Here is a 21,975-nt window from a genome sequence, read left to right on the forward strand (position 1 = left end):
TCTATATGTTACACGCTACATATGGCGCTGACGACAAAACGCTGCACTTTTATTTGGAGGATTTTTATGACAAAACGGTTGAATAAGTCAGAATTTATGATGGCGTACATGATCATCATATCACTTGCTTGCGCGGTTGGTGGATTTTTTTTCGGTGCACATTATATGAAGACACAAATTGAAACTGAGCAAGCTGCTGCCTTGGAAGCCAAACAAAAAGAGGCAGAGAAGGAAAGACTTTTACGCGAACAAAAGCTTTATAGCGAACAGGACTTTATCCGCTTTTATTACGCGGTCTATGCACCTGCCCTGGAAATGAAGCAAGCCCATTTCAATACGATGGAAAAATGGGGGCAAATGGATAAAAAGGAACAGTCTGAATCACTGAAGCAATTAGTCAAATTAGCGGAACAGACAAAAAAAGAATTGGAAAAGAACGTTCCTTTGCCTACGTCTCCCCTGTTAGTACAAGCACATAATCTCTTTACGGACAGTATACGGGCGTATTTGGATAGTATGGAGCACGTGCGTAGCGACCAGAATAGTAATGCAGTAACGCCATCAGATATTGCTGGCCGAATGACCTTATTCAATAACAATTGGCTGACTGCACAAGAGCGGGTATATCACTCTGCTGCCGTATGGGAATCTGCCTACGTCACCAAACAGCCATTGCCAAAGGAATTACCGTCAGCGGTCACTACAGCGGTGTGGAGACAGTACCCGTTTCATTACCGCACCTATCTAGCGGCGACTTCCATGTCAGCAGGTAAGCAATGGCAGAGTTATAATCCCGAGGATCTGACCGCACGCCTTGACATGCTGGTTTCTTCCAATGACGCACAAACTCTCGGAATCAAGGATTTTGCGTCAGCCGTCAAATTGGTGCATGCCACAGATGCTGTTCATGCAGGAGACTTTAAAGAGTTGAATTCCAGGCTTTATTCCAGTTTAAAAGCTCCAGAAATCCCTCTTTACAAGTAGTCGTATATTTTTAGACTGATTCTATCTTGAAATCTTGTCAACAAGAGCATACAATGGTCTATGATAGTGGACGTACCACTTCGTAATGGGAGGTGAAACCACGATGACAACATGGGTAGATAAAGATACTTGTATTGCGTGCGGTGCTTGTGGCGCGACGGCTCCTGACGTCTTTGATTATGACGATGAGGGCCTTGCATTCAACAAGCTGGATGACAATGCAAACAGCGTTGAAATCCCGGATATCCTTCAAGACGACGTCCGTGACGCTGCAGAAGGATGCCCGACCGATTCTATTAAAGTGGAATAGGATTCCTTCTTCAATGACAAAAACTCCTCCGTACAATTTGTGCGTGAGGGGTTTTTCATTTATAGCCTTCCCCTACTTCTCTGAACGTATGATCAGCATTTTCCCATTCCAACTTTCATAATTATCAGGTAAGATGATGCTGTAAGGAAAATCCGAACATTATACTGCATTTTTCCCATTTCTTGTGAGATAAATATCTTAACGTTCGGTTTTTACCTGTTCTTACTGATATTATCACTATTTTCATTACAATATTCACGAACTATAAATGATTTTTTTTTGGTAATGTTCATTTTTTCTTGTTTTTGTGCTTGACGTTGCTTTTTTGCCATGATATCGTAAGTACAAATCTTACGAAACACGCATACTTGAACAACGATGACGAAGAAAAGCTGTGTACATGGAAACCCTCAGAGAGCCGATGGTCGCTGCGAATCGGTGGTTCCACTCGCAGATAAGCACTTCCGAGTTGTTGCGTCGAACAGGCACTAATCTTGTCCAGTAGACGCGAACGGTAGATCCGTTATCTCTTCAGGTCATGTACCTGCCAAGGCTCTTCTTTGAGAGAAGAAGGGCGAATGAGGGTGGCACCGCGAAGCAAGCCTCTCGTCCCTCACTGTTCTGTAATAGGAGCAGTGTGAGAACGGGAGGTTTTTTTGTTATATAACTAGGAGGAGAGAAAGCTATGTTTACTGACAAATTGATTTTGAGAATTCCTGGCCCCACCCCTATTCCACCTCGCGTTCAGCAGGCAATGAACCAACCTATGATTGGTCACCGCAGCGGCAAGTTCTCTGCTCTGTTTGCTCGCACTGCTGAACGTCTGAAGCCTTACTTCGGAACGACACAAGATGTGTATATTCTCGCCGGCAGCGGAACAAGTGCTCTGGAAATGGGCGTAGTAAACACCCTGCAGCCAGGTGATGAAGCTGCTATCCTCGTCAGTGGTGCTTTCGGTGAACGCTTCGCGAAAATCTGTGAGCGTTACGGGATTGTAGCCCATCGCCTGGAGGTTGCTTGGGGAGAGGCTGTCACTCCTGAATTGCTCGAAGCTTTCCTCAAGGAAAAACCGCAAGTAAAGGCTGTCTTTGCTACCTACTGCGAAACCTCTACCGGTGTCCAAAACCCAATCGCAGAATTAGCTCAAGTCATCCGCAAGCAATCCGATGCTCTTTTCATCGTGGATGCGGTTAGCTGCCTGGGTGCAGTGGCTTGCGAAATGGACGCATGGGGCGTAGATATCGTGGTAACAGGCTCGCAAAAAGCGTTCATGCTCCCTACTGGCCTCGCTTTCCTCGCTGCAAGTGAGCGTGCCTGGAAAGTGATTGAACAAAATAAATCGCTGGCATTCTATCTCGATCTCAAAGCGTACCGCAAAAGCCTGGCTGATCAAACAACTCCATACACACCAGCCGTCTCGCTCATTTTTGGTCTGGCCGAAGTACTCGATATGCTGGAGGAAGAAGGATTGCCAGCTGTTATCAAACGCCATGAGCTGATGCGTGACATGACTCGCGCTGCTATGAGAGCGTTGAATGTACCTTTGATGGCTGAGGATGCCTATGGAGCTACTACCGTTACTTCATGCAATCCACAAGGCGCATTCGATGCGGAAGCGCTCCGCAAGACGCTCACCAAGCAATACAACATTACGATTGCAGGTGGCCAGCAGCATATGAAAGGAAAGATATTCCGCATCGGCCACATGGGCTATTGCGAGCCGCTCGATGTATTGCAAGTCATTTCCGCTATTGAAATGTCGCTCCACCAAATTGGCGCTCCAGTTGAACTTGGTGCCGGTGTCAAAGCTGCTCAGGAGGTGCTCATCGCACATGTATAAAGTACTGATTACGGACCCACTTAGCGAATACGGAATTCAACAACTGCTGGACGCATCGGATGTAGACGTCGTCCGCAAAACAAATCTCACCCCTGCTGAGCTGCTCGAAATTATCGGCGACTACGATGCCCTGCTCGTACGCAGCCAAACACAAGTAACAGCAGAAGTTCTACAAGCTGGTAAAAAGCTCAAGGCAGTCGGACGCGCTGGTGTCGGTGTTGATAATATTGATGTCAACGCTGCTACACAAACAGGTGTTCCTGTCATCAACGCTCCGGATGGAAACACGATCTCTACTGCAGAGCATTCGTTTGCCATGCTGATGGCAGTAGCACGCAATATTCCTCAAGCGCATAAAAAGCTCGTGGACGGCACTTGGGACCGCAAAAGCTTTCAAGGTGTCGAACTGAACAATAAAGTGCTGGGAATCATCGGGATGGGTCGTATTGGCTCCGAAGTAGCAAAGCGCGCCAAAGCATTCGGAATGACAGTTATGGGCTTCGATCCATTCATGACCGAAGAGCGTGCAGAAAAAATGGGAGTGACCAACGCTACTGTTGATGAAATTAGCCGCAATGCTGACTTCATCACGGTGCATACCCCATTGACCAAAGAAACACGCTACATTATCAGCACAAAAGAGTTTGCCAAAATGAAGGATGGCGTGCGACTGATCAACTGCGCTCGTGGTGGTATTATCGACGAGAAAGCACTGTTTGAAGCCATTACAAGCGGCAAAGTTGCAGGAGCTGCACTGGATGTATTTGAAGTCGAGCCACCAGTCGATAATCCGCTGGTCGGACTTCCACAAGTCGTAACCACTCCACACCTGGGTGCATCGACCGTTGAGGCACAAGAAAACGTGGCTGTAGACGTATCTGAAGAGATTTTGAAGGTATTGCGTGGCGAGCCGTTCAAAAACGCAGTGAACCTACCTTCTATTCCGGCACATGTGATGGCGAAAGTTCAACCATACTTTACTTTGGGAGAAAAGCTCGGTCACTTCCTGGCACAGGTAACGGTTGGCTCCATCTCAGAAGTCCAAATCAAGTACAGCGGTGAACTGACTGAGGTTGATACGGCACCTCTCACTCGTACAGTGTTAAAAGGAGTTCTCTCCTTCCGTTTAGGTGAAGAAGTAAACTTCGTAAACGCGCCTCTGCTGGCAAAAGTGCGAGACATTACCGTAACGGAACAAAAAGCAGCACAAAACAAAGGCTTCACAAACCTGCTGACCGTTACCCTCAAAACCACACAGGAAACACGATCGGTTGCAGGTACTCGCTTGAATGGATATGGTGCGCGCATCGTGAAGATTGACGATTTTGCCATCGACGTAGCTCCAGAAGGCTATCTGCTCTACATCCACCACAATGACCGTCCGGGTGTTATCGGCCGCGTTGGATCGATTCTGGGCGAAAACGGCGTAAACATCGCGACCATGCAGGTGGGCCGTCGTGACATTGGCGGCGATGCGATCATGATGCTTTCTGTTGACAAGCCGTTGACAGCAGAGCTGCTGGATACGATGGGAGAGCTTGCTGAGGTGAAAAGCGTAACGCAAATCGAGCTCTAATATCGATTCATTTCCTAGCTCCTTTCGAAAAGACCTGGTACTATACCGGGTCTTTTCCTTTACCATACTTTTTATTATCGCTATAATTAGGACATGGCACTTTAACGCAAGAAAGGAGTTTTACTGTGACCAATCAGGCTTTATTCGCTATTGGTATTTTTTTAGTTACATACGCTTTCATTATTAGTGAAAAATTGCATCGAACGATCGTAGCCATGTCCGGTGGCATTCTAATGGTGCTATTCGGTATCGTAACGCAGGAGCAAGCGATTCATCATATTGACTTTAATACGTTAGGTCTACTCATTGGAATGATGATTCTCGTTGCTGTAACTGCGCAGACAGGTGTTTTTAAATATGTTGCGATCAAGGCAGCCAAGCTCGCCGGGGGTAAGCCTATTCGAATCCTTGTCTACCTAAGTATTATTACGGCTGTTGCCTCTGCCTTTTTAGATAATGTCACAACGGTTTTGTTGATTGTCCCTGTGACCTTTAGCATTGCGCGGCAGCTGCAGCTCAACCCGATTCCTTTTTTAATCAGCGAAATTATTGCGTCCAACGCAGGCGGAACTGCAACATTAATCGGAGACCCACCCAACATTATGATTGGCAGCTCGGTTCCTGAACTGGACTTCATGGCGTTTCTGTACAACCTCAGCCCGATCATCGTTGTCATCATGGCAGCAACCATCATTTGTCTCGTGTTGATCTATCGGAAGCAGCTGGTTACCACACCCGAATTAAGCGCAAAAATCATGAAGCTGAATGAACGCGATGAGATCACAGACACGAAATTGCTGAAAAAATCATTAACGGTCATGGCTTTAACGATTATTGGTTTCATGCTCCACGGTGCCCTGCATTTGGAATCAGCAACGATCGCTTTGACCGGAGCATTCCTTCTATTGCTGCTAACAGGTGAGCACTATTTGGAGGATGCCATCAGTAAAGTAGAATGGAATACGATCTTCTTCTTTATCGGTTTGTTCGTGCTTGTTTCCGGGCTTGTGGAAACCGGTGTCATCGCCAAATTGGCGGGCGAAGCAATTCATCTGACAGGTGCTGATCCACTGAAAACCTCCCTGCTTATCCTTTGGCTCAGTGCGATCGCATCCGCTTTTGTTGATAATATTCCATTCGTTGCTACCATGATCCCTATGATCAAGGAAATGGGCGCACTCGGAATTACGAATTTGGAACCGCTTTGGTGGAGTCTGGCACTTGGCGCTTGCCTGGGTGGGAACGGGACGCTCATTGGAGCCAGCGCAAACGTCATCGTCGCCGGCTTGGCTGCAAAGGAAGGTCATCACATTGGCTTTGTCAGCTTCATGAAAATCGCCTTTCCACTCATGATCATGTCCATTCTCATTGCACATTTGTATGTATACCTGCGCTATTTCATTTGGTAAGGAGGAAATCACTTGCTCCACTATACATTTGACGAGACACTGATTGCCATCACAGAGACGAAGCAGTCCAGTGACGTTACCTTTCAGATCGAGATTCGCTCAGAAGAGATGCGTAGTCGGCTGAAGCAGGTTCGAAGTTTTTTTGAAGACAATAAAGACTATACGGATGTGCTGTTCTACTCCCGCGAGGATGGGACATATGAAGTCATCGTACGCAACGATATGATTTCCGCATTTTTAATTCATGCCTTCCGTTTCCAATGCTTGACCTCCTTGCGATGGGCATAAGCAATCGGGACAAACAAAAGACTCTGCCGAGAGCTTGCTCAGCAGAGTCTTTTTTCTATTCTTATTCCAAGATAGACAAGATTTCACGAACATCGTTCAAAATGTAATCTGCCTTTTCTTCTTCAAACTTGGCGCGTGCGTCCTGACCAGACAAACCTGTCAGTGTAGCTGCGAACTTGCAGCCAATCGAGCGTGCTGCGAGGAAATCAGCCAGTGAATCCCCCACGATCAGCACTTCTTCTCCATTTGCAATCGGCAATGCAAAGTTTACGACTTCGCTATTTGGCGTCGACAAGCCAAGCAGGCCCTTTACATAGGAGAAAGGATGTGGTTTTGACATAGGTGCGTACGCCGGATACTCTTCCTCTGCCTCAAGGACATGGGAAGCAGTCACGACACGATTTTGATCAAACCATTCCAAAATCTGCATGTCATTGAGAGGAACATGTGTCTCAATGGTAGGACGGCCCGTCCCAATTCCAATTGTGTATCCCTTTTCTTTCAAGGTACGGAACAGCTCAACCATTTCAGCAGGTGGTACAATTGGAATTTCATCCGTTAAAAAGCCTTTTTTGCCTGGCTGCATCGTTTCACGACCGATGGAAGCCGCAACCCGATCATCACCCAGATACCATTCCTGGAAGGTTTTTTGTACAAGCTGCCACAAATCGCTATTACGCGAGAACATTTCGGTTTTTACCCCGCAGCGCTCTTCAGCAATGACGTTCAAATACAGCAGCATTTCTGCTTTTTGCGCGGGACCTTTTGCAAAATCAGCAGTGAATGCGGCATAATCCACGTTAAAATCTGGAGCAAGGGTTGCACCCCACTCTCTGATTTGCGCTAATTGTGGGCGATCGATTTGACCTGCCAGCATGTTGGTTGCTTCGGTGCCGAGTTGTGGCTTCAGTACCTCAAGCAAACGAATCAATTGATAGGAGAATGCCAGGAAAACCATGTCCCAGTTCGAATTGATTCCACGTGATTTAATGAAGTTCAGTACATCGTCCTGCGCAAATACTTCTGCACGAACCCGACGAATCTCTGATTCTACCGGTGCAGGTGAGAACGAGTCATTTTTCAGTCCCAGGTATTGCGGGCTGTAAAGCAGCTCCCACACAGTCAAAGCAGATGCATCAAAGTAACGTTCTTCACTAAGCATAACCCCGTCAACGTCAAAAAGGATCGTTTTGATCATTTCTCTCTACACTCCTATTTGTTTTTCGATTGCAACATCAGAGCAATGGTAAACGTTGTTCCCTCTCCCAATTTGCTTTGGACACTGATGGTTCCGCCATGCGCTTCCACGATATTTTTCGCAATCGCAAGACCTAAACCCGTACCGCCTAACCGACCACGCGTACGCGCTTTGTCAGCTTTGTAGAAGCGTTCAAATACAAACGGCAGATCTTCCTGTGGAATGCCACTGCCCGTGTCGCTGATTTCTAGTAGTAAGGTTTTATCTCCGCGTGCCCGGATGATGACACTGCCCTGACTCGGAGTGTGTCTGAGCGCATTGTCAACAAGATTTGTAAGCACTTGTTCCATGCGATCAGGGTCGATATGCACATGACTATGTGTCGTAGACATTTCGAGCAGCAGATGAATGTCCCGCTCTCTCGCCAAATTCGTAAACTTGCGCTGAATACGCTCTAAATACGGACGCAGTTCAAGTGTTTCCTGGAGTAGTTCTACGTGACCGGCTTCCATGCGCGCCAGACTCAGCAGCTCATTTACAAGCTTGGTCATGCGAACTGATTCGTCATAAATAATCTTTGCCAGTTCCTTATGCTCTTCCGGTGTTGCTACGATATCATCCACAATCGCTTCACTGTAGCCTTGCAGCATGGATAACGGTGTTCGCAGCTCGTGAGAGACATTCGCTACGAAATCATTCCGCATTTTATCCAATTTACGCTCTTGTGTGATGTCTCGCATAACCGCAACAGCACCGCGAATCTGGTTTCGGTCGTTAAGTGGTACCATAACAAGTGCCCAGATGCGACCTTGCACTGGTATATCCTCAATCACTTCTTCTCCGGTCTGAACCTTTTGATAGAAGGAAAACAGCGGGACCTGTTCATCCGCATTCTGGTATACCCAATCGCGCAGGAAGCGCTCGGCAGGAGGATTTTTCACTGCAATTTTCCCATTTTCATCGATCAATACGACACCATCTACCATGCTGCGCAGGACACTGGCCAGCTGTTCCTTTTCCTTGGACAGGGCATCGACCAGTTGATTAAGCTTACTCGCCATCGTATTAAATGACAAAGCCAGCTCCCCCATCTCGTCAGTGGTTCTGATCGGGATTTCTGCGTGAAAATCTCCTTCTGCAATACGATGTGCCGTCTCTTTCATTTGGCGCAACGGAATCGTAATTCGCGAGGATAAAAAGAAAGCAAATACCGTCGTTGAAACAAATCCAATCACACCTACGACAAAAATTAGAAATCTGACTTCACTGACGGTATCATCAAAATCTTCAATCGCCTGGTACATGACCACTGATCCTTGCTTTCCGGTAGATATCTCTAGCGGCACCGCAACGGCTAACAGCTGGAGATTTCCAGAGCGATCCGGGGAGCCGGCCGTATCAATCTGCACATATAGCCTGTCCGGCGCAGGATGTTTCCCTGCCAAAGCCTGATCCAGCTTTAAGCCCGGTGCACTCAGCAATTGCTCTACCGGAATCTCTGGCAGACCCTTACCTTCACTTTTTCCAACGACTTCGCGCTTTTCATCCAAAACAATCATACCCGTATGATGCACCAGGCCAAACGTCGAAGCCATCTCCAGTGCCGTTTGCTTATCCTTGCTTGCTTCCAAGCCAGTTGACAAGCCCTCTGCAAGCTCTTGCAAATTTTTCGTTTGCCGTGCGTTATAAAAGCTGTCAAAGGATTGCACGAGTAGCAGGCTGAATATCGTTAAGACCAGTGCGAATAGTGCAATGATGGTCATCCATAGCTTTCCAACTACGCTGCGAAAAAAGACGTCCACGTTATTTAGGCACCTCTAGTTTGTAACCGACACCCCATACTGTAGCGATCATGTTAGCCGCTTGAGGAGAGACGCGGTTTAGTTTTTCGCGCAAACGCTTGATGTGTGTATCTACTGTCCGCAGATCGCCGAAAAATTCGTAGTGCCATACATCCTTCAGTAGTTCTTCGCGTGTAAACACTTTATCCGGGGAAAGCGCCAGATAGTGAAGAAGCTCGTACTCTTTTGGAGTCAGACTTACTTCTTGACCACTTGCAATCACCTTATGCGCATCGTGATCGATGGTCAGCTCCGGGAAAACGAGTACGGAATGGCTGTTGAACGTTTCGGTTTTCAAATAGGCAGTAGCAGATGAACGGCGTAAAATCGCCTTCACTCGATACATAACCTCACGTGGGCTGAATGGCTTTACAACATAGTCGTCTACACCTGCTTCAAAGCCGTGTACACGATTCGTTTCTTCTCCTTTTGCCGTCAACATGATAATCGGTGTTGCTTTGAATTCACGAATTCGCTGACAGACTTCAATTCCATCCATACCAGGCAGCATCAGGTCCAGCAAAATAATATCGTAGTCGCTGCCAACTGCCATTTCGACAGCCTGTTCTCCATTATCTGCCTCATCAATCAAAAAGTTTTCTCTCTCCAGGTACATCTTTAACAGTCGACGGATACGTTCTTCGTCATCGACTACGAGAATACGTGCCAATTTTTCCATTCTCTACACCTCTTGACTTTATGATTTCTAAATCCGATTAAAGATAGTCCAAAAAGCTGGCAGCAAGACCAGCTTTTTGACGGGTTACACACCAGCATAAGAGTGCAGACCTGCGATGACCAGATTGACGACTACCAGTGTGATTAGAATAATGACAAATCCAATCACGGACATCCAGGCAGATTTGGCTCCAATCCATCCGCGAGACAGTCGCAAGTGCAAATATGCACTATAGAAGAGCCAAACAATGAGAGCCCAAACCTCTTTCGGGTCCCAGCCCCAGAAACGCCCCCATGCCTCTTGCGCCCAGATCATTGCAAAAATCAATGCCCCTAGTGTAAATACCGGATACCCGATACTAATTGCGCGGTAGCTGATTTCATCCAGAAGGTCTGGCTCGATGCCATCAACTGACGGTTGAATGACTGCCCCCAACCGCTTGCGGAAGATAAGACGCAGACCGCCATACAAGATAACACCGGTGATGACTGACCACAGCATCGTATTCAATTTACGTGCCGCATCCTTGCCCTCCATCCACGATGGAGCACTGAACAATGGCGACATCGGTCCAGCCTTGATGATCGTCGAATCAGCAGGGGCTACCAGAGCAGGCATTGTATACTCCGCTTTTACCTTTTCCATTTGCCCAAGCATATTTGGCTGTGGCTGATTCATTTCAAATACCGTTTTTTGATCCATTCTGGCGAAGGTCGATTCCATCAGGATGAACCCTACCAGCATCAGAACAACGGCAAGCACGACTTCCAGCCATTTTGTACTTTTGGTCGAGACGTGCTGGGGTACGGTGCGAATCAAATACATCAAGCCTGCTGCAAAGCCTACGGCAAGTATCCCCTCACCCAAAGCTGCAGTCGTTACGTGAATATGCAACCAGTAGCTTTGCAAGGATGGAATCAAAGGCGTTACATCTTTTGGAAAAACATAGGAGTAGGCCAACATGATCACGCCTAAAGGAAGTACAAAGGCACCGATGACATTCAGCTTGTAAATCCGATAAATGATCAGGTAAGCCAAGATAATACAGTAATCCAAGAATGCCATGAACTCAAACATATTACTCGTTGGGCTGTGTCCTCCACCAATCCAGCGTGCAATAACATAACCTGTTTGAGCTATGAAGCCCACGACAGCCAACCGATAAGCTATCGTACCGAATCGTTTTTCATGTTGCTTAGGATCGCGTCCAGCCCAGTTCTTTCCTGTCATCGCAACGACGAACACGATAGACGAAATCACGTAGAGCACAAACGCTATATCCAATAACCAGTCACTCAATTGGATGAGCTGCACGTCAAGTGTACCTCCTTGAAGCTCTAAGCCTTCGATTTTTCTTCAATCGTCACAGGGAATTTCATCTGTTCAACGAGTCCGTCAACTTCACGGCGCAAGCCAAACCAGTTTTTGTTCGTATGCGCAGCCATCAAAATCGTACCGTCCTGGAATTGAACCCAAATCCGTCGATGCTGCCAGAAGAAGCCCATCGCGACCCCTATCATAAAGATAAACGAGCCGAAATAAATCAATGGAACCGCTTTATCCATACGCACGTTGATACCTGAGATGTCAATCAGATCAGGCATTTTGATCTCGATTCCATATTTGGGATCGGATTTTTGCGTAAGGATCGAGCCTTGCAAATAAACCATCTTCTCACTCAGCTTGTTTTTCTGGTCCAGTACTTCAAAAGCAACCATTGGATTTTTAGGCAAATTCGTTTTAGTAGCTGGCTTTCCGTCTTTCCCCATAATGAAGTCCGGGAAGTAATCCAGCACCCTCACTTTTACCCCATCAGCAATGTCTTGCTCTTGCGCTGGATTGTACAAATCAACTTTAATCTTGCCTACTTCTTTACTTCCGTTCTTCAGGTCCATGAGATTGAAATTCAATGCACCCAGCTGCATCTCTTGCATACCAGACTGATACAAAAAAAGACTTTCGTATACCATCGGATGGTTTACGACAATCGGCCCATTCTTAATTTCTACAAGATCAGGCTTTGCTCCTGGCAATTCTGCATTTTTGTTTATGTACAAGATGGCATCGGTCTGGTAATTTTTCGCGATGGCTCCGCCGTTCAGCTCAAGCTTGACCGGCATTTCATCCTCAGACCAGTATTCCGTCGTGTATTGCAAATTCTTCATGTAATAAGGCGTATTCGGGATCGCTACTGTTTCTCCCTCGCGTACCCAGACATACTCATCCAGGAAAAAGCCTGGAATGCTGCGTGCCAAAACACCAATCAGAAAAAGAATCAGGCCGATATGGTTAATATAAGGACCCCACCGACTAAACCGCCCCTTTTCCGCCATCAATGCACGGTCAGTCTGGAAAATGCGGTAGCCTTTCTTATGCAATGCCGCTGCAGAGCCAGCCAGTAATTCTGCCTGGTCCGTACCTGGAGCAAGCTCTCCTTCTGCAAATAGCTTTTGACCTTTCAGAAAGGATTTGTGCTGATTGATACGAGGCTTTTTGAGTGCCTTGTAAAGTGGAACTACACGGTCGAGACTACAGATGACTAATGATGTACCAAGCATGACCAGGAGTGTAACGAACCACCAGGAAGAATACAGGTTGTGGAAGCCTAATTGATAGTAGATCGTACCGAGAGTCCCGTACGTATTGGTGTAAAAGCGTGCAACATCTGCCTCAGTCGGGACAGGGACAGGAATGTATTGCTGTTGTGGAAAAATGGTTCCAACCGCAGAAGCGACCAGGATGACAATAATGATACCGATTGCAATTTTAACCGAGGAAAAATAATTCCAAACCCGATCAATTATTTTTTTCGTGTAGGTTTGAGAACGTCTTGCCATGCCCTCATAGCGCATGTCTGGAAATGCCGTCTGCTCCGAAATTACTATGTCTAGCGGCTTTCCGCAAGATTCGCAGAGCAACGTTCCAACGGGATTCGTATGCCCACATTCACATTTTCGCTGATCCATTTCAATCCTCACTTAGGCAAAATTTTGGACACTTTGTCCGCAATCATTGCTTCATTTAGTTGACCGATGAAGATCTCCTTTACTTCTCCCTCTGGCGAGATGAAAAAAGTAGTAGGAATCGGTCCGATCCGATACAGCTTCGTAATTTGCGATTGTCGGTCTAACAAAATCGGAAAGGAAACATTGAATTGCTTGACGAATGGCTCAACAGCGATCGGCGATTCTCCGATGTTTACACCCAGTACAACAAGTCCTTTGTCCTTAAACTTATCGTATTGAGCTTGCAAAGCGGGCATTTCTTCCTTACAAGGCTCACACCAAGTACCCCAGAAGTTCAGCACGACGCCTTTCCCTTTCAAATCACCAAGAGCCATCTCTTGTCCTTTTAGCTGCTCCAGGCTAAAGTTCGGAGCATCACTCCCTACTTTGACAGCTTGTGGATCTTTCACAAAGCTGGAATAGAGAGCAAAGACAAGTGCCACGAGCAAAAGGCCCAATACAGCAATTCGAACGTATGTACGATTACTTTTGTTCATGTTGCCCAAACTCCCATCTCTTCCTTATAGAAAATGCAAGGTTTTCCTTTCTATTATAGCGTTCCTAGTTTTTCCGCCAGCGCATAACTTATGAACAGATTTTGAACGATCAGCGCTTGTGGCCTCCATCCCGCTTCTTTTTGACCAGTCCTTGTCGGAGAAGCTCAACTTCCGTAGTGGTCAACGGACGAAATTGCCCGGACGAAAGCCCCTCTAATGTAAGAAATCCAAGGCGGATGCGCTCCAGCGTGATAACAGGATGCCCGATAGCCTCGCACATTCTGCGCACTTGTCGGTTACGCCCCTCATGGATCGTCAGCTCGATCAAGGTTTTTCCTGCCTTCACATCTGCTTTCAGAAGCCTCGCTTCCCCTGGCGAAGTCATGCCGTCTTCCAGGCGGATACCTGTTGCAAGCTTTTTTACCTTTTCAGGCGTTGGAATCCCTTTGACCCATGCCCGGTATACTTTATCAATTTCGTAGCTGGGGTGAGCGAGCTTGTTTGCCAACTCCCCGTCATTCGTCAAGAGAAGAAGGCCGGACGTGTCGTAATCCAGACGACCTACTGGGTATACCCGTTCCTTAATCCCTTTTAACAAATCGGTTACGACCCGTCGTCCTTGCGGGTCCGTGACACTCGTAATAACCCCTGTCGGCTTGTACAGCAAAAGATGCACGTGTTGCTCCAGCTGAATTCTTCTTCCATTCACCACGATCTGGTCGCTCTGCGGGTTCACTCTCGTCCCCAGCTCACGAACCACATTGCCGTTCACTTGTACCTTGCCTTGTACAATCAACTCTTCACAATGGCGACGAGAGGCTACTCCAGCATGTGCCAAGACTTTTTGTAAACGTTCCATCGTATGGATCACCTCTACAACATCATACCCATTCTTACCAGTGTGGACAAGAAAAAGGGAAAAACTTCCCCGGGCAGAGGGAAGTTTTTGTCGGATTCTGTGAAATTGTGCATTTAGGAGAAGACATATGAAACAACCAGTAGGGAAAAAATGACACCAGCCAGATCAGACCATAACCCTACCTTCAAGGCATATCCCGAATTTCGGATACCGACTGCACCAAAATAGACCGTGAGCACATATAGCGTAGTGTCTGTGCTCCCTTGCATAGTCGCGGCCAATCGTCCAAGGAAAGAATCCGGTCCGTACTGTGCAATCAAATCAGTCGCAATTGCCAGTGAACCTGTCCCTGTCATTGGTCTGAGCAATGCTAAAGGAACAATCTCCTCTGGAACATGAATGGCATCCAGCACTGGTCTGATCGCACCAAGCAGCAGCTCAAGCGCCCCTGATTCCCGGAACATGGTCACAGCAACCATCATCGCGATCAGATGAGGCAAAATACGAATGGTAGTCGTAAGCCCCCCTTTTGCACCCTCCACAAACGTCTCATAAACCGGAACCCGTTTGTTCCAGCCGTAGAGCAGCACAAAGGCTATCATTACGGGAATGGCCCAAAGGGAGAGCAGGGATACCCATTGGTACATGTGCATTCCCCCTTTATCGGTGACGTCTTATGTGCCGATAGCGATACCAGCGGTCAATCAATAAGGCAACAATCGTAGCAGCAAAGGATGAGAGCAGGGTCGTTCCCACGATTTCTACCGGATTCACAGACCCGTATTGCATGCGGATGGCAATCATTGTTGTTGGAATAATCGTAATACTCGCTGTATTAATAGCGAGCAATGTGCACATCGCAGGTGAGGCTGTTTGTTTGTCCGGGTTCAGCTTTTGCAATTCTTCCATCGCTTTCAATCCCATCGGAGTAGCAGCGTTCCCGAGCCCTAGCAAATTCGCACTCATATTCGACAAAATATATCCCATAGCTGGGTGGCCTTTTGGAACATCGGGAAACAAACGCGAAATGATTGGCGAAAGAATCCTAGCGAGCAGCTCCAAAAGGCCTGACTTTTCTGCGATGCGCATGATCCCCATCCAAAATGCCAAAATGCTGAGGAGACCAAAACAAACTGTTACGCCTGTTTTGGCTCCCTCAAATGCAGCCTGATTAACTGCTTCAATCCTTCCTGTTGCTGCGGCTACTGCGATACTGATCACAATCAGGGCGAGCCAGATGATATTAAGCACTCCACAGCCCCCCCGCCATCAAGTCCCACAGCTTGTGCCAAAAGGTTTGCGAACCTGATTGTGCTTGTGGCGACGTCCAGGTTTGCTCAGTCACATCCACTTTCAACGGTACTTGACCGATCATATCGTCTTTGAGATAGAACTGGAGAAAACCGATCAGCTGACCGTCCATCTTGGCTGTTACATTCGATTCCCCCATGACCACCTTCGTACGCATGACCGCCTCCTCTGATGATTGCAGCGGGTATTGAAAAGCATTCATCGCGACTAAATGCGTACCTGCCTCCATCGTTACCGGTGTTTGCGGCTGTACGTTTTCTCCCAAGCTCACCAGCTTTTTCAGCGGGAAGTTGCTAAAACCCCAGTCCATGAGCTTAGCCGAATCGTTCCAGTCGTCGGAAGCATTCAGAGTGATCGTCGCAAGCTGCCTGCCATCACGAGTTGCCGATGAAGCGAGGCATCGCTTTGCCAGCTTCGTATAGCCTGTTTTGACTCCATCCGCACCGTTGTACAGGTGCAGCATTTTGTTTTTGTTCAAAAGCCGTCGATCCCACTCTTCTCCCTCCCAGGAGATGTCCTTCACCTTCGTCGAAACGATTTTTCGAAAGGTAGGATTATGCAGCGCATAGGCTGACAGCTTTGCCATATCTTCTGCTGTAGAATAATGCATATTACTATCGTCCAAACCGTGGGGGTTTGTAAAATTCGTATGCTCCATTCCGATGAGGGCAGCCTTTTCATTCATTAAGTAAGTAAAGCCTGGTACGGAGCCGCCAATATGTGTGGCGATTGTAACCGCTGCATCATTGCCTGAACGCAGCATCAGCCCATATAAAAGCTCCTCTAATGTCAGCTTTTCCGATCGCTTCAAGTAGATCGAAGACCCCTCTACACCAACCGCTTCAGGTGGAACCGTAACCTCCGCGTCCAGCTTACCCATCTCGATAGCCACAATCGCCGTCATGGTCTTCGTCAAGCTGGCGATCCTCATCTTTTTCGTTCCATTTTTTGAATAGAGAATTCTGCCGCTCGTCACATCTATCAATGCCGCTCCCTCTGCGGAAAGGCCAGGAGGAGAGCCCGCTGCTTTTGCCTCGCCCCCCGGCCCGATTAATAGCTGTATCAAAAGAAAAACGACGAGCACGCCGGACAGCTGTTTTCGCACGTTCATAAACGTCCTCCCCATCACAAAAGTACAACGATACATAGTTTGTACAAAGTATATGGGGACGAGTCGTTTGATAGTACGAAAAACTGTCCAGGTAACTAGTCGTTTGATGGTTCCTCTGCTTTTCCAAAGAGTGCGGATGCTTCCAAGCGCGCCTCTTCGATGTCGAGATTGATGGGCGGCTCCGGTAAGTCACCAAGCTCGCGCAGCCCAAAATGTTCCAGGAAATCTTTTGTCGTCGCATAAAGAATCGGACGTCCAATTCCTTCTGCCCTGCCCGCCTCGCGAATGAGCTGCTTCGACAAAAGGGTATTTAATGCCTTTTCGCATTTTACACCACGAATTTCCTCGATTTCAGATCGCGTCAATGGTTGTTTATAAGCAACAATCGCTAATGTTTCCAAGGCAGCCTGGGAAAGCGTCGATTGTCCCGGTGATGTTGCCAAACGCTCGAAATAAGGGACATGCTCAGGCAGTGTGGTCAACTGGTACGCTTTGGCTACCTCCACAATTTGAATGCCACGACCCGCCCTGCGAAAGTCCGCTTTCATATCCTCAATCACGTCGACAACTACATCTTCGGATACCTCGGTGATTTCACTAATTTCTTTGGCGTCGATTCCTTCATCACCCGAGATGAACAACAAGCCCTCAATGACGCCTTTCAGCTTGTCATAGTCCATCATTTGAGGCTCCTTTCGATCCATTTTCACAAATCATAATATCTTGAAAGAGTTGATTTTGAATACAAGTAATTTCTTTTGCCTTCATTAGCTCAAGCAGCGCAAGAAAAGTGGTGACAATCTCCGAACGAGTAGCACCACCTGTGAATAGCTGGGAGAAACGAACCATACCACCGACTCCGCGAACAAGATGACGAATCTCTTTCATCCTGTCTTTAATAGAGACTTCATCACGCGAGACTTTGGTAATCGGTTCTTTTTCCTTGACCTTCTTCACCAGCTTTTCCAGCGCATTTATCAGATCGTAGAGAGATACATCCTTTACGGTATGGTCTTCCTCTCGTACGTAAGGAGCCAGATTCTCTGCCGGGCGTGTAAACACCTGATTGCGCCCAATTTCCATTTCGCGCAGTTGTGCTGCCAGCAGCTTGTAACGCTTGTACTCCAAAAGACGAGCAACCAGCTCTTCGCGAGGGTCGATCTCTTCTACGTCCATATCCAAGAACTGTTGAAAGACGTGTTCCTCTTTCTTTGGCAACAGCATTTTGCTTTTAATAGAGAGGAGGGTTGCCGCCATGACTACGAATTCACTCGCAACATCCAGTTGTAGCTGCTGCATCGTGTCTATTGTCGCAAGATATTGTTCGGTAATCTCTGCTACTGGTATGTCGTAGATGTCCACTTCGGCCTTGTCAATCAAGTGAAGTAACAGGTCGAGTGGGCCCTCAAAGGAATCCAGTTTAATGCTGTATGCCAACAGTAGTCCCTCGTTTCCTCTAAATAAACAGTGTTGCGATGCTTTGCGCGATTCCCTGAACCCCCATGATTACCATCATGAATGGAACATCAAATATAATCGAGCGGATTCCCGGAATAAAGATGAGCAATAACAAGATCCACGGTCCGTAAATTTCAAACTTGTAGAATACCCCGTCCCAGCTGCGCGGAGACAGGAAGCGCAGGATTTTGTAGCCATCCAGTGGAGGAACAGGCAACAGGTTAAACATAAACAAAGCAGCGTTAATCGTCACCAAATATTGCATGGTATGCTCGATCGCAAATACGGCTTTCTCACCCATTCCCTGCGTGACGCCGTAATAGCCCATCAAAATGAATATGGTGTAGGAAATGATCGAGAGCACGAGGTTAATAAGCGGGCCTGCTGCTGAAACATAGACGATGCCCAGGCGCTTGTTTCCACGAAAATGAAGCGGATTGATTGGAACTGGCTTCGCCCATCCAAACGGACCAAACAGAATGAGAATCAAACCGAATGGATCAATGTGCGGGATTGGATTCAATGTCAGGCGTCCCTCATCCTTGGCTGTGCTGTCACCCAGCTTCCAAGCGATAAAGGCGTGCGCCCATTCGTGTAAAGAGAAAGCGATGACGAATGCGATTAAGCGAAACGGCACCGTATTCCATTCAAAGTGAAAAAGATCCATTGGTTCCTCCTCAGAAAAATCGTCTACCTTCTAGGATACCAGCAGATGGATAGGCTTACAAGTATTCTGCTTTTGGTATTCATAGAGAGAAAACAAACACCGGCACCCTTTCGGCGCCGGTGTTTGACTTAGCAGCTTATTATTCAGCTACCACTTTTACAGTGCTCATTTTGTCGCCTTGCTTGATCGCGTCCACGTGCTCCATACCGGAAGTGATGCGGCCAAATACCGTATGTACGCCATCAAGGTGAGGGAAGGAATCATAGCAGATGAAGAATTGGCTTCCGCCAGTGTCTTTTCCTGCATGCGCCATGGAGAGCGCACCGCGCAGATGCTTGTGCGGGTTTCCTTTGGTTTCACATTTGATTGTGTAGCCAGGGCCGCCAGTACCGGTTCCATGCGGGCAACCGCCTTGTGCTACGAAGCCTGGGATCACACGGTGGAAAGACAGGCCGTTGTAGAAGCCTTCGTTGATCAGCTTTTCAAAGTTACCTACTGTTCCAGGAGCTTCTTGATCAAACAGCTCCAATTCGATCTCATTGCCATTTTCCATGGTGATATGTGCTTTTTTCATATGTATGCCTCCAAACCAGGTAAAGTTAACGTTCTCATTTTACCATGCGATGGAGTTGACGTCCAATTTAACCCTGCAATCGCAGCCGATCCTCAAAAGGAAACTCGCAGTCCTTGATAAACACCGTGCCTGCATACGACTTTGCCAGCTTCTTCATGACTGCTGCTTGCTTGGCAATCGCCTCTGCATTTTCGTACATGCCCGGTTGTATGTAAACCCCTGCCATCGACATGGACAAAACCTCTCCGTCCTCCATTCTCCGCTTTGCATATATATCCGCAAAATACGGAGTGAACGCATCGCTAATAAATGCACCGAGCCCATCTGCACATTGCGCAGTAGTGATCAAAATAAAATCATCGCCACCGATATGACCAATAAAGTCAGTTCCGCTCCCGTAACGCTTCGCAGCCTCTTTCAACAAGGACGCTGTTCGCACGATGATCTGATCTCCAACCTCAAAGCCATAGCGATCATTAAACCATTTGAAATGGTCGAGGTCACAATAAATGACCATTTGGTCCACCTTTTGCTTCACACGCTGATTGAGCTCTCTTTCAATCTGTACATTACCAGGCAGCCCCGTAAGCGGATTCGCCGAGCTGGCTAATTCGAGCTTGATCGAAGCCATTTTATCGAGCAGGCTTTGGACCGTAACAATTCCGATATATTCGTTCTTTTCTCCAATGATAATCACCACGTCATACAAGTGATGTGCGTCCCGAGCCATTGCTCGTCTGGCAACCTCCTCCAGCTTGTCATCCTTACACGCCAATAGCGGATTGGTATTCATGATTTGCGCTACTGGGCGATCATAATACAACGCAATACCGTATTGTCCACCCAATATTTGATAAAGCTGAAAACGCATGAGAAGTCCAATCGGCTCTCCCTCTTCCAGGACCACAATGCTCTCTATCCGCTTATTTTGTTCAAAAATCTCGTGGATGCGTCGCACTTTTGCATGCTTTTCCACACAAATGGTCTTTGCCAGGATTTCGGTCATGGCTGGCGTGAAAATGATCGGCTCAACTTGTTCGTTGCTTCTCTTTTCTTGCATAAAGCGCAAAAAGTTCATCGCTTGCCCGGATACCTGTGCCATACCTCTGTCCGGTTTGCCGAGAAAGTACCCCTGTCCATATACAACGCCCAAATCCATCAAGGTTCTTAATTCGCTCTCTGTCTCGATCCCCTCTGCAATAATTTTGCAGTTCACCTTGTCGGCGAATTGCACAATTGTTTCAAGCAATGCCTGCTTGATCGGGTCCGCATCAATGTTGCGGATCAATGACATATCCAGTTTGATAAAATCCGGATAGATTTCTGTAATGGATTCCAGACTCGAATAACCTGCTCCGGCATCATCAACCGCAATCAAGTAGCCCTTTTTGCGATATTCCTCAATTATTTTACGAAAAACTGCGTAATTAGTAATCGCATGTCGTTCGGTTATTTCAAACACGATATTGTGTGGATTTAGCCCATATTGCTCCAATAGCGAAAATACTTTCCCTCTCAAAAGAAAAGGATCGTCGATCGCACGCGGATCAAGATTAATAAACAGCTTTTCATGCGGATTGAGATAACGTAATTGTTCGAGTGCTCGTTTACGGCAAATATGCTCCAGACGAAATACTGTATCTGTCTCTTCTGCGTAGGTAAACAGCGTTGCCGGTGTGGCAAAAGGGCTATCCTGCGGCCCACGAGCAAGCGCTTCCCATCCGAGCGCACCGCCATCAGGCAAATGAATAATCGGCATGAAGTGCATCTGCACATTTTCTTCTGCTAGCAATTTATGAAACTGCGTAACATGCGTATATTTTTCTGATGTAATCCCGTATTTCGCCATATGAACCGCATGCTTCACCGAGGTATACATTTCCTTTACAATATCCTGACCTGGCAGCCATGCATATCCAATATGGACACGCAAGTCCTCTCTATTTACAAAGCTGACATGTCGATTCAGTTGCTTTTCCGCAACTTCTTGAAAATGAATCGAAAGCATTCTGCAATCCTCTTCACTCACAGTGGCTCCAAAGGAGACATAAATAGCAAAGTCGTCGCCCCATAGCTTTTGAATCGCGAGAATGTTCCCTTTTATCTCAAACACTTGACGAGATACAGCGGGTAAAATCCGTTCAAAAATTTGCAGAACACGCTTGGCACTGCTATCTCCATAGCGGTACTCTACATCTGTTAGTTTAACGATATCAACATAAAACATCACTACGCTGCGTCCCTTGTCGAATTCCTGGCCAATGACATTTTTCAACCATGTCCGTTTATCCAGTGAAAAAAAGGGGAAGCGACGAAACCGCTTGATGAGCGTCGACAACATGCTGAATCTATCCTCCTCGCCACCCCA

The 21,975-nt window shown here is 47.2% G+C and carries 21 protein-coding genes and 1 other annotated feature; of the genes, 6 read left to right on the forward strand and 15 right to left on the reverse strand.

What is annotated here, in order from left to right; genetic code table 11:
• Window positions 1-66 precede the first annotated feature (66 nt).
• The 6 genes from ADS79_RS20065 to ADS79_RS20090 all read left to right on the forward strand — a co-directional run bounded on the left by ADS79_RS20065 (window position 67) and on the right by ADS79_RS20090 (window position 6,407).
• Window positions 67-984: a hypothetical protein gene (locus tag ADS79_RS20065; protein WP_049740149.1), complete on the forward strand. Its 918-nt coding sequence runs from the start codon at window positions 67-69 to the stop codon at window positions 982-984.
• Window positions 985-1,087: 103 nt separating this feature from the next.
• A complete protein-coding gene (locus ADS79_RS20070; protein WP_031305339.1) occupies window positions 1,088-1,294 on the forward strand; it encodes a ferredoxin in 207 nt (68 codons plus the stop codon).
• A 369-nt stretch (window positions 1,295-1,663) separates the two neighbouring features.
• Window positions 1,664-1,911 (forward strand) — a binding site (T-box leader).
• A 68-nt stretch (window positions 1,912-1,979) separates the two neighbouring features.
• The gene (locus ADS79_RS20075; protein ID WP_049740150.1) at window positions 1,980-3,134 is read left to right on the forward strand and encodes a pyridoxal-phosphate-dependent aminotransferase family protein; all 1,155 of its coding nucleotides are present in this window, start codon (window positions 1,980-1,982) and stop codon (window positions 3,132-3,134) included.
• Window positions 3,127-4,710 (forward strand): phosphoglycerate dehydrogenase, encoded by a 1,584-nt coding sequence (serA, locus tag ADS79_RS20080; protein WP_049740151.1) that lies wholly within the window; start codon window positions 3,127-3,129, stop codon window positions 4,708-4,710. Before ADS79_RS20075 ends, serA begins: the two co-directional genes overlap by 8 nt.
• A 125-nt stretch (window positions 4,711-4,835) precedes the next feature.
• Window positions 4,836-6,119 carry an ArsB/NhaD family transporter gene (locus ADS79_RS20085; RefSeq protein ID WP_049740152.1) on the forward strand — a complete coding sequence of 428 codons (1,284 nt, stop codon included), beginning with the start codon at window positions 4,836-4,838 and terminating at the stop codon, window positions 6,117-6,119.
• Between the two features lie 12 nt (window positions 6,120-6,131).
• Window positions 6,132-6,407 carry a hypothetical protein gene (locus ADS79_RS20090; RefSeq protein ID WP_049740153.1) on the forward strand — a complete coding sequence of 92 codons (276 nt, stop codon included), beginning with the start codon at window positions 6,132-6,134 and terminating at the stop codon, window positions 6,405-6,407.
• A gap of 61 nt (window positions 6,408-6,468) precedes the next feature.
• On the opposite strand, the gene ADS79_RS20095 is transcribed toward ADS79_RS20090, so the two are convergent.
• From ADS79_RS20095 to ADS79_RS20165, 15 genes are all read right to left on the reverse strand, one after another.
• Window positions 6,469-7,605 (reverse strand): HAD family hydrolase, encoded by a 1,137-nt coding sequence (locus ADS79_RS20095; RefSeq protein ID WP_049740154.1) that lies wholly within the window; start codon window positions 7,603-7,605, stop codon window positions 6,469-6,471.
• A gap of 14 nt (window positions 7,606-7,619) precedes the next feature.
• Window positions 7,620-9,407 (reverse strand): ATP-binding protein, encoded by a 1,788-nt coding sequence (locus tag ADS79_RS20100; RefSeq protein WP_049740155.1) that lies wholly within the window; start codon window positions 9,405-9,407, stop codon window positions 7,620-7,622.
• 1 nt (window position 9,408) lies between these two features.
• Window positions 9,409-10,125 carry a response regulator transcription factor gene (locus ADS79_RS20105; protein ID WP_049740156.1) on the reverse strand — a complete coding sequence of 239 codons (717 nt, stop codon included), beginning with the start codon at window positions 10,123-10,125 and terminating at the stop codon, window positions 9,409-9,411.
• 84 nt (window positions 10,126-10,209) lie between these two features.
• Window positions 10,210-11,439, reverse strand: a complete 1,230-nt coding sequence (gene ccsA / locus ADS79_RS20110; RefSeq protein ID WP_049740157.1) for a cytochrome c biogenesis protein CcsA — start codon at window positions 11,437-11,439, stop codon at window positions 10,210-10,212.
• A 23-nt stretch (window positions 11,440-11,462) separates the two neighbouring features.
• Window positions 11,463-13,091, reverse strand: coding sequence for a cytochrome c biogenesis protein ResB (gene resB, locus ADS79_RS20115; RefSeq protein WP_049740158.1), 1,629 nt, complete (start codon window positions 13,089-13,091; stop codon window positions 11,463-11,465).
• An 8-nt stretch (window positions 13,092-13,099) separates the two neighbouring features.
• Window positions 13,100-13,627, reverse strand: a complete 528-nt coding sequence (resA, locus tag ADS79_RS20120; protein ID WP_049740159.1) for a thiol-disulfide oxidoreductase ResA — start codon at window positions 13,625-13,627, stop codon at window positions 13,100-13,102.
• Window positions 13,628-13,736: 109 nt separating this feature from the next.
• Entirely contained in the window at window positions 13,737-14,486 is a 750-nt protein-coding gene (locus ADS79_RS20125; RefSeq protein WP_049740160.1) for a pseudouridine synthase, read from the reverse strand.
• Between the two features lie 113 nt (window positions 14,487-14,599).
• Complete coding sequence (locus ADS79_RS20130) at window positions 14,600-15,133, reverse strand: spore maturation protein (RefSeq protein WP_049740161.1); 534 nt, start codon at window positions 15,131-15,133, stop codon at window positions 14,600-14,602.
• A 13-nt stretch (window positions 15,134-15,146) separates the two neighbouring features.
• On the reverse strand, window positions 15,147-15,737 hold the full coding sequence (locus ADS79_RS20135) for a nucleoside recognition domain-containing protein (RefSeq protein ID WP_049740162.1): 591 nt from the start codon (window positions 15,735-15,737) through the stop codon (window positions 15,147-15,149).
• A complete protein-coding gene (locus tag ADS79_RS20140; RefSeq protein ID WP_049740163.1) occupies window positions 15,730-16,908 on the reverse strand; it encodes a D-alanyl-D-alanine carboxypeptidase family protein in 1,179 nt (392 codons plus the stop codon). Before ADS79_RS20140 ends, ADS79_RS20135 begins: the two co-directional genes overlap by 8 nt.
• Before the next feature lie 95 nt (window positions 16,909-17,003).
• Window positions 17,004-17,588, reverse strand: coding sequence for an SMC-Scp complex subunit ScpB (gene scpB / locus ADS79_RS20145; RefSeq protein WP_049740164.1), 585 nt, complete (start codon window positions 17,586-17,588; stop codon window positions 17,004-17,006).
• Window positions 17,578-18,345 carry a segregation/condensation protein A gene (locus tag ADS79_RS20150; RefSeq protein WP_049740165.1) on the reverse strand — a complete coding sequence of 256 codons (768 nt, stop codon included), beginning with the start codon at window positions 18,343-18,345 and terminating at the stop codon, window positions 17,578-17,580. Before ADS79_RS20150 ends, scpB begins: the two co-directional genes overlap by 11 nt.
• A gap of 19 nt (window positions 18,346-18,364) precedes the next feature.
• The gene (locus tag ADS79_RS20155) at window positions 18,365-19,033 is read right to left on the reverse strand and encodes a site-2 protease family protein (protein ID WP_049740166.1); all 669 of its coding nucleotides are present in this window, start codon (window positions 19,031-19,033) and stop codon (window positions 18,365-18,367) included.
• Between the two features lie 139 nt (window positions 19,034-19,172).
• Window positions 19,173-19,607 (reverse strand): peptidylprolyl isomerase, encoded by a 435-nt coding sequence (locus ADS79_RS20160; protein WP_049740167.1) that lies wholly within the window; start codon window positions 19,605-19,607, stop codon window positions 19,173-19,175.
• Window positions 19,608-19,674: 67 nt separating this feature from the next.
• A complete protein-coding gene (locus tag ADS79_RS20165) occupies window positions 19,675-21,948 on the reverse strand; it encodes a GGDEF domain-containing protein (RefSeq protein ID WP_049740168.1) in 2,274 nt (757 codons plus the stop codon).
• Window positions 21,949-21,975 lie beyond the last annotated feature (27 nt).

Origin of the sequence: Brevibacillus reuszeri (assembly GCF_001187725.1) — a bacterium.
GTDB classification, from domain to species: domain Bacteria; phylum Bacillota; class Bacilli; order Brevibacillales; family Brevibacillaceae; genus Brevibacillus; species Brevibacillus reuszeri.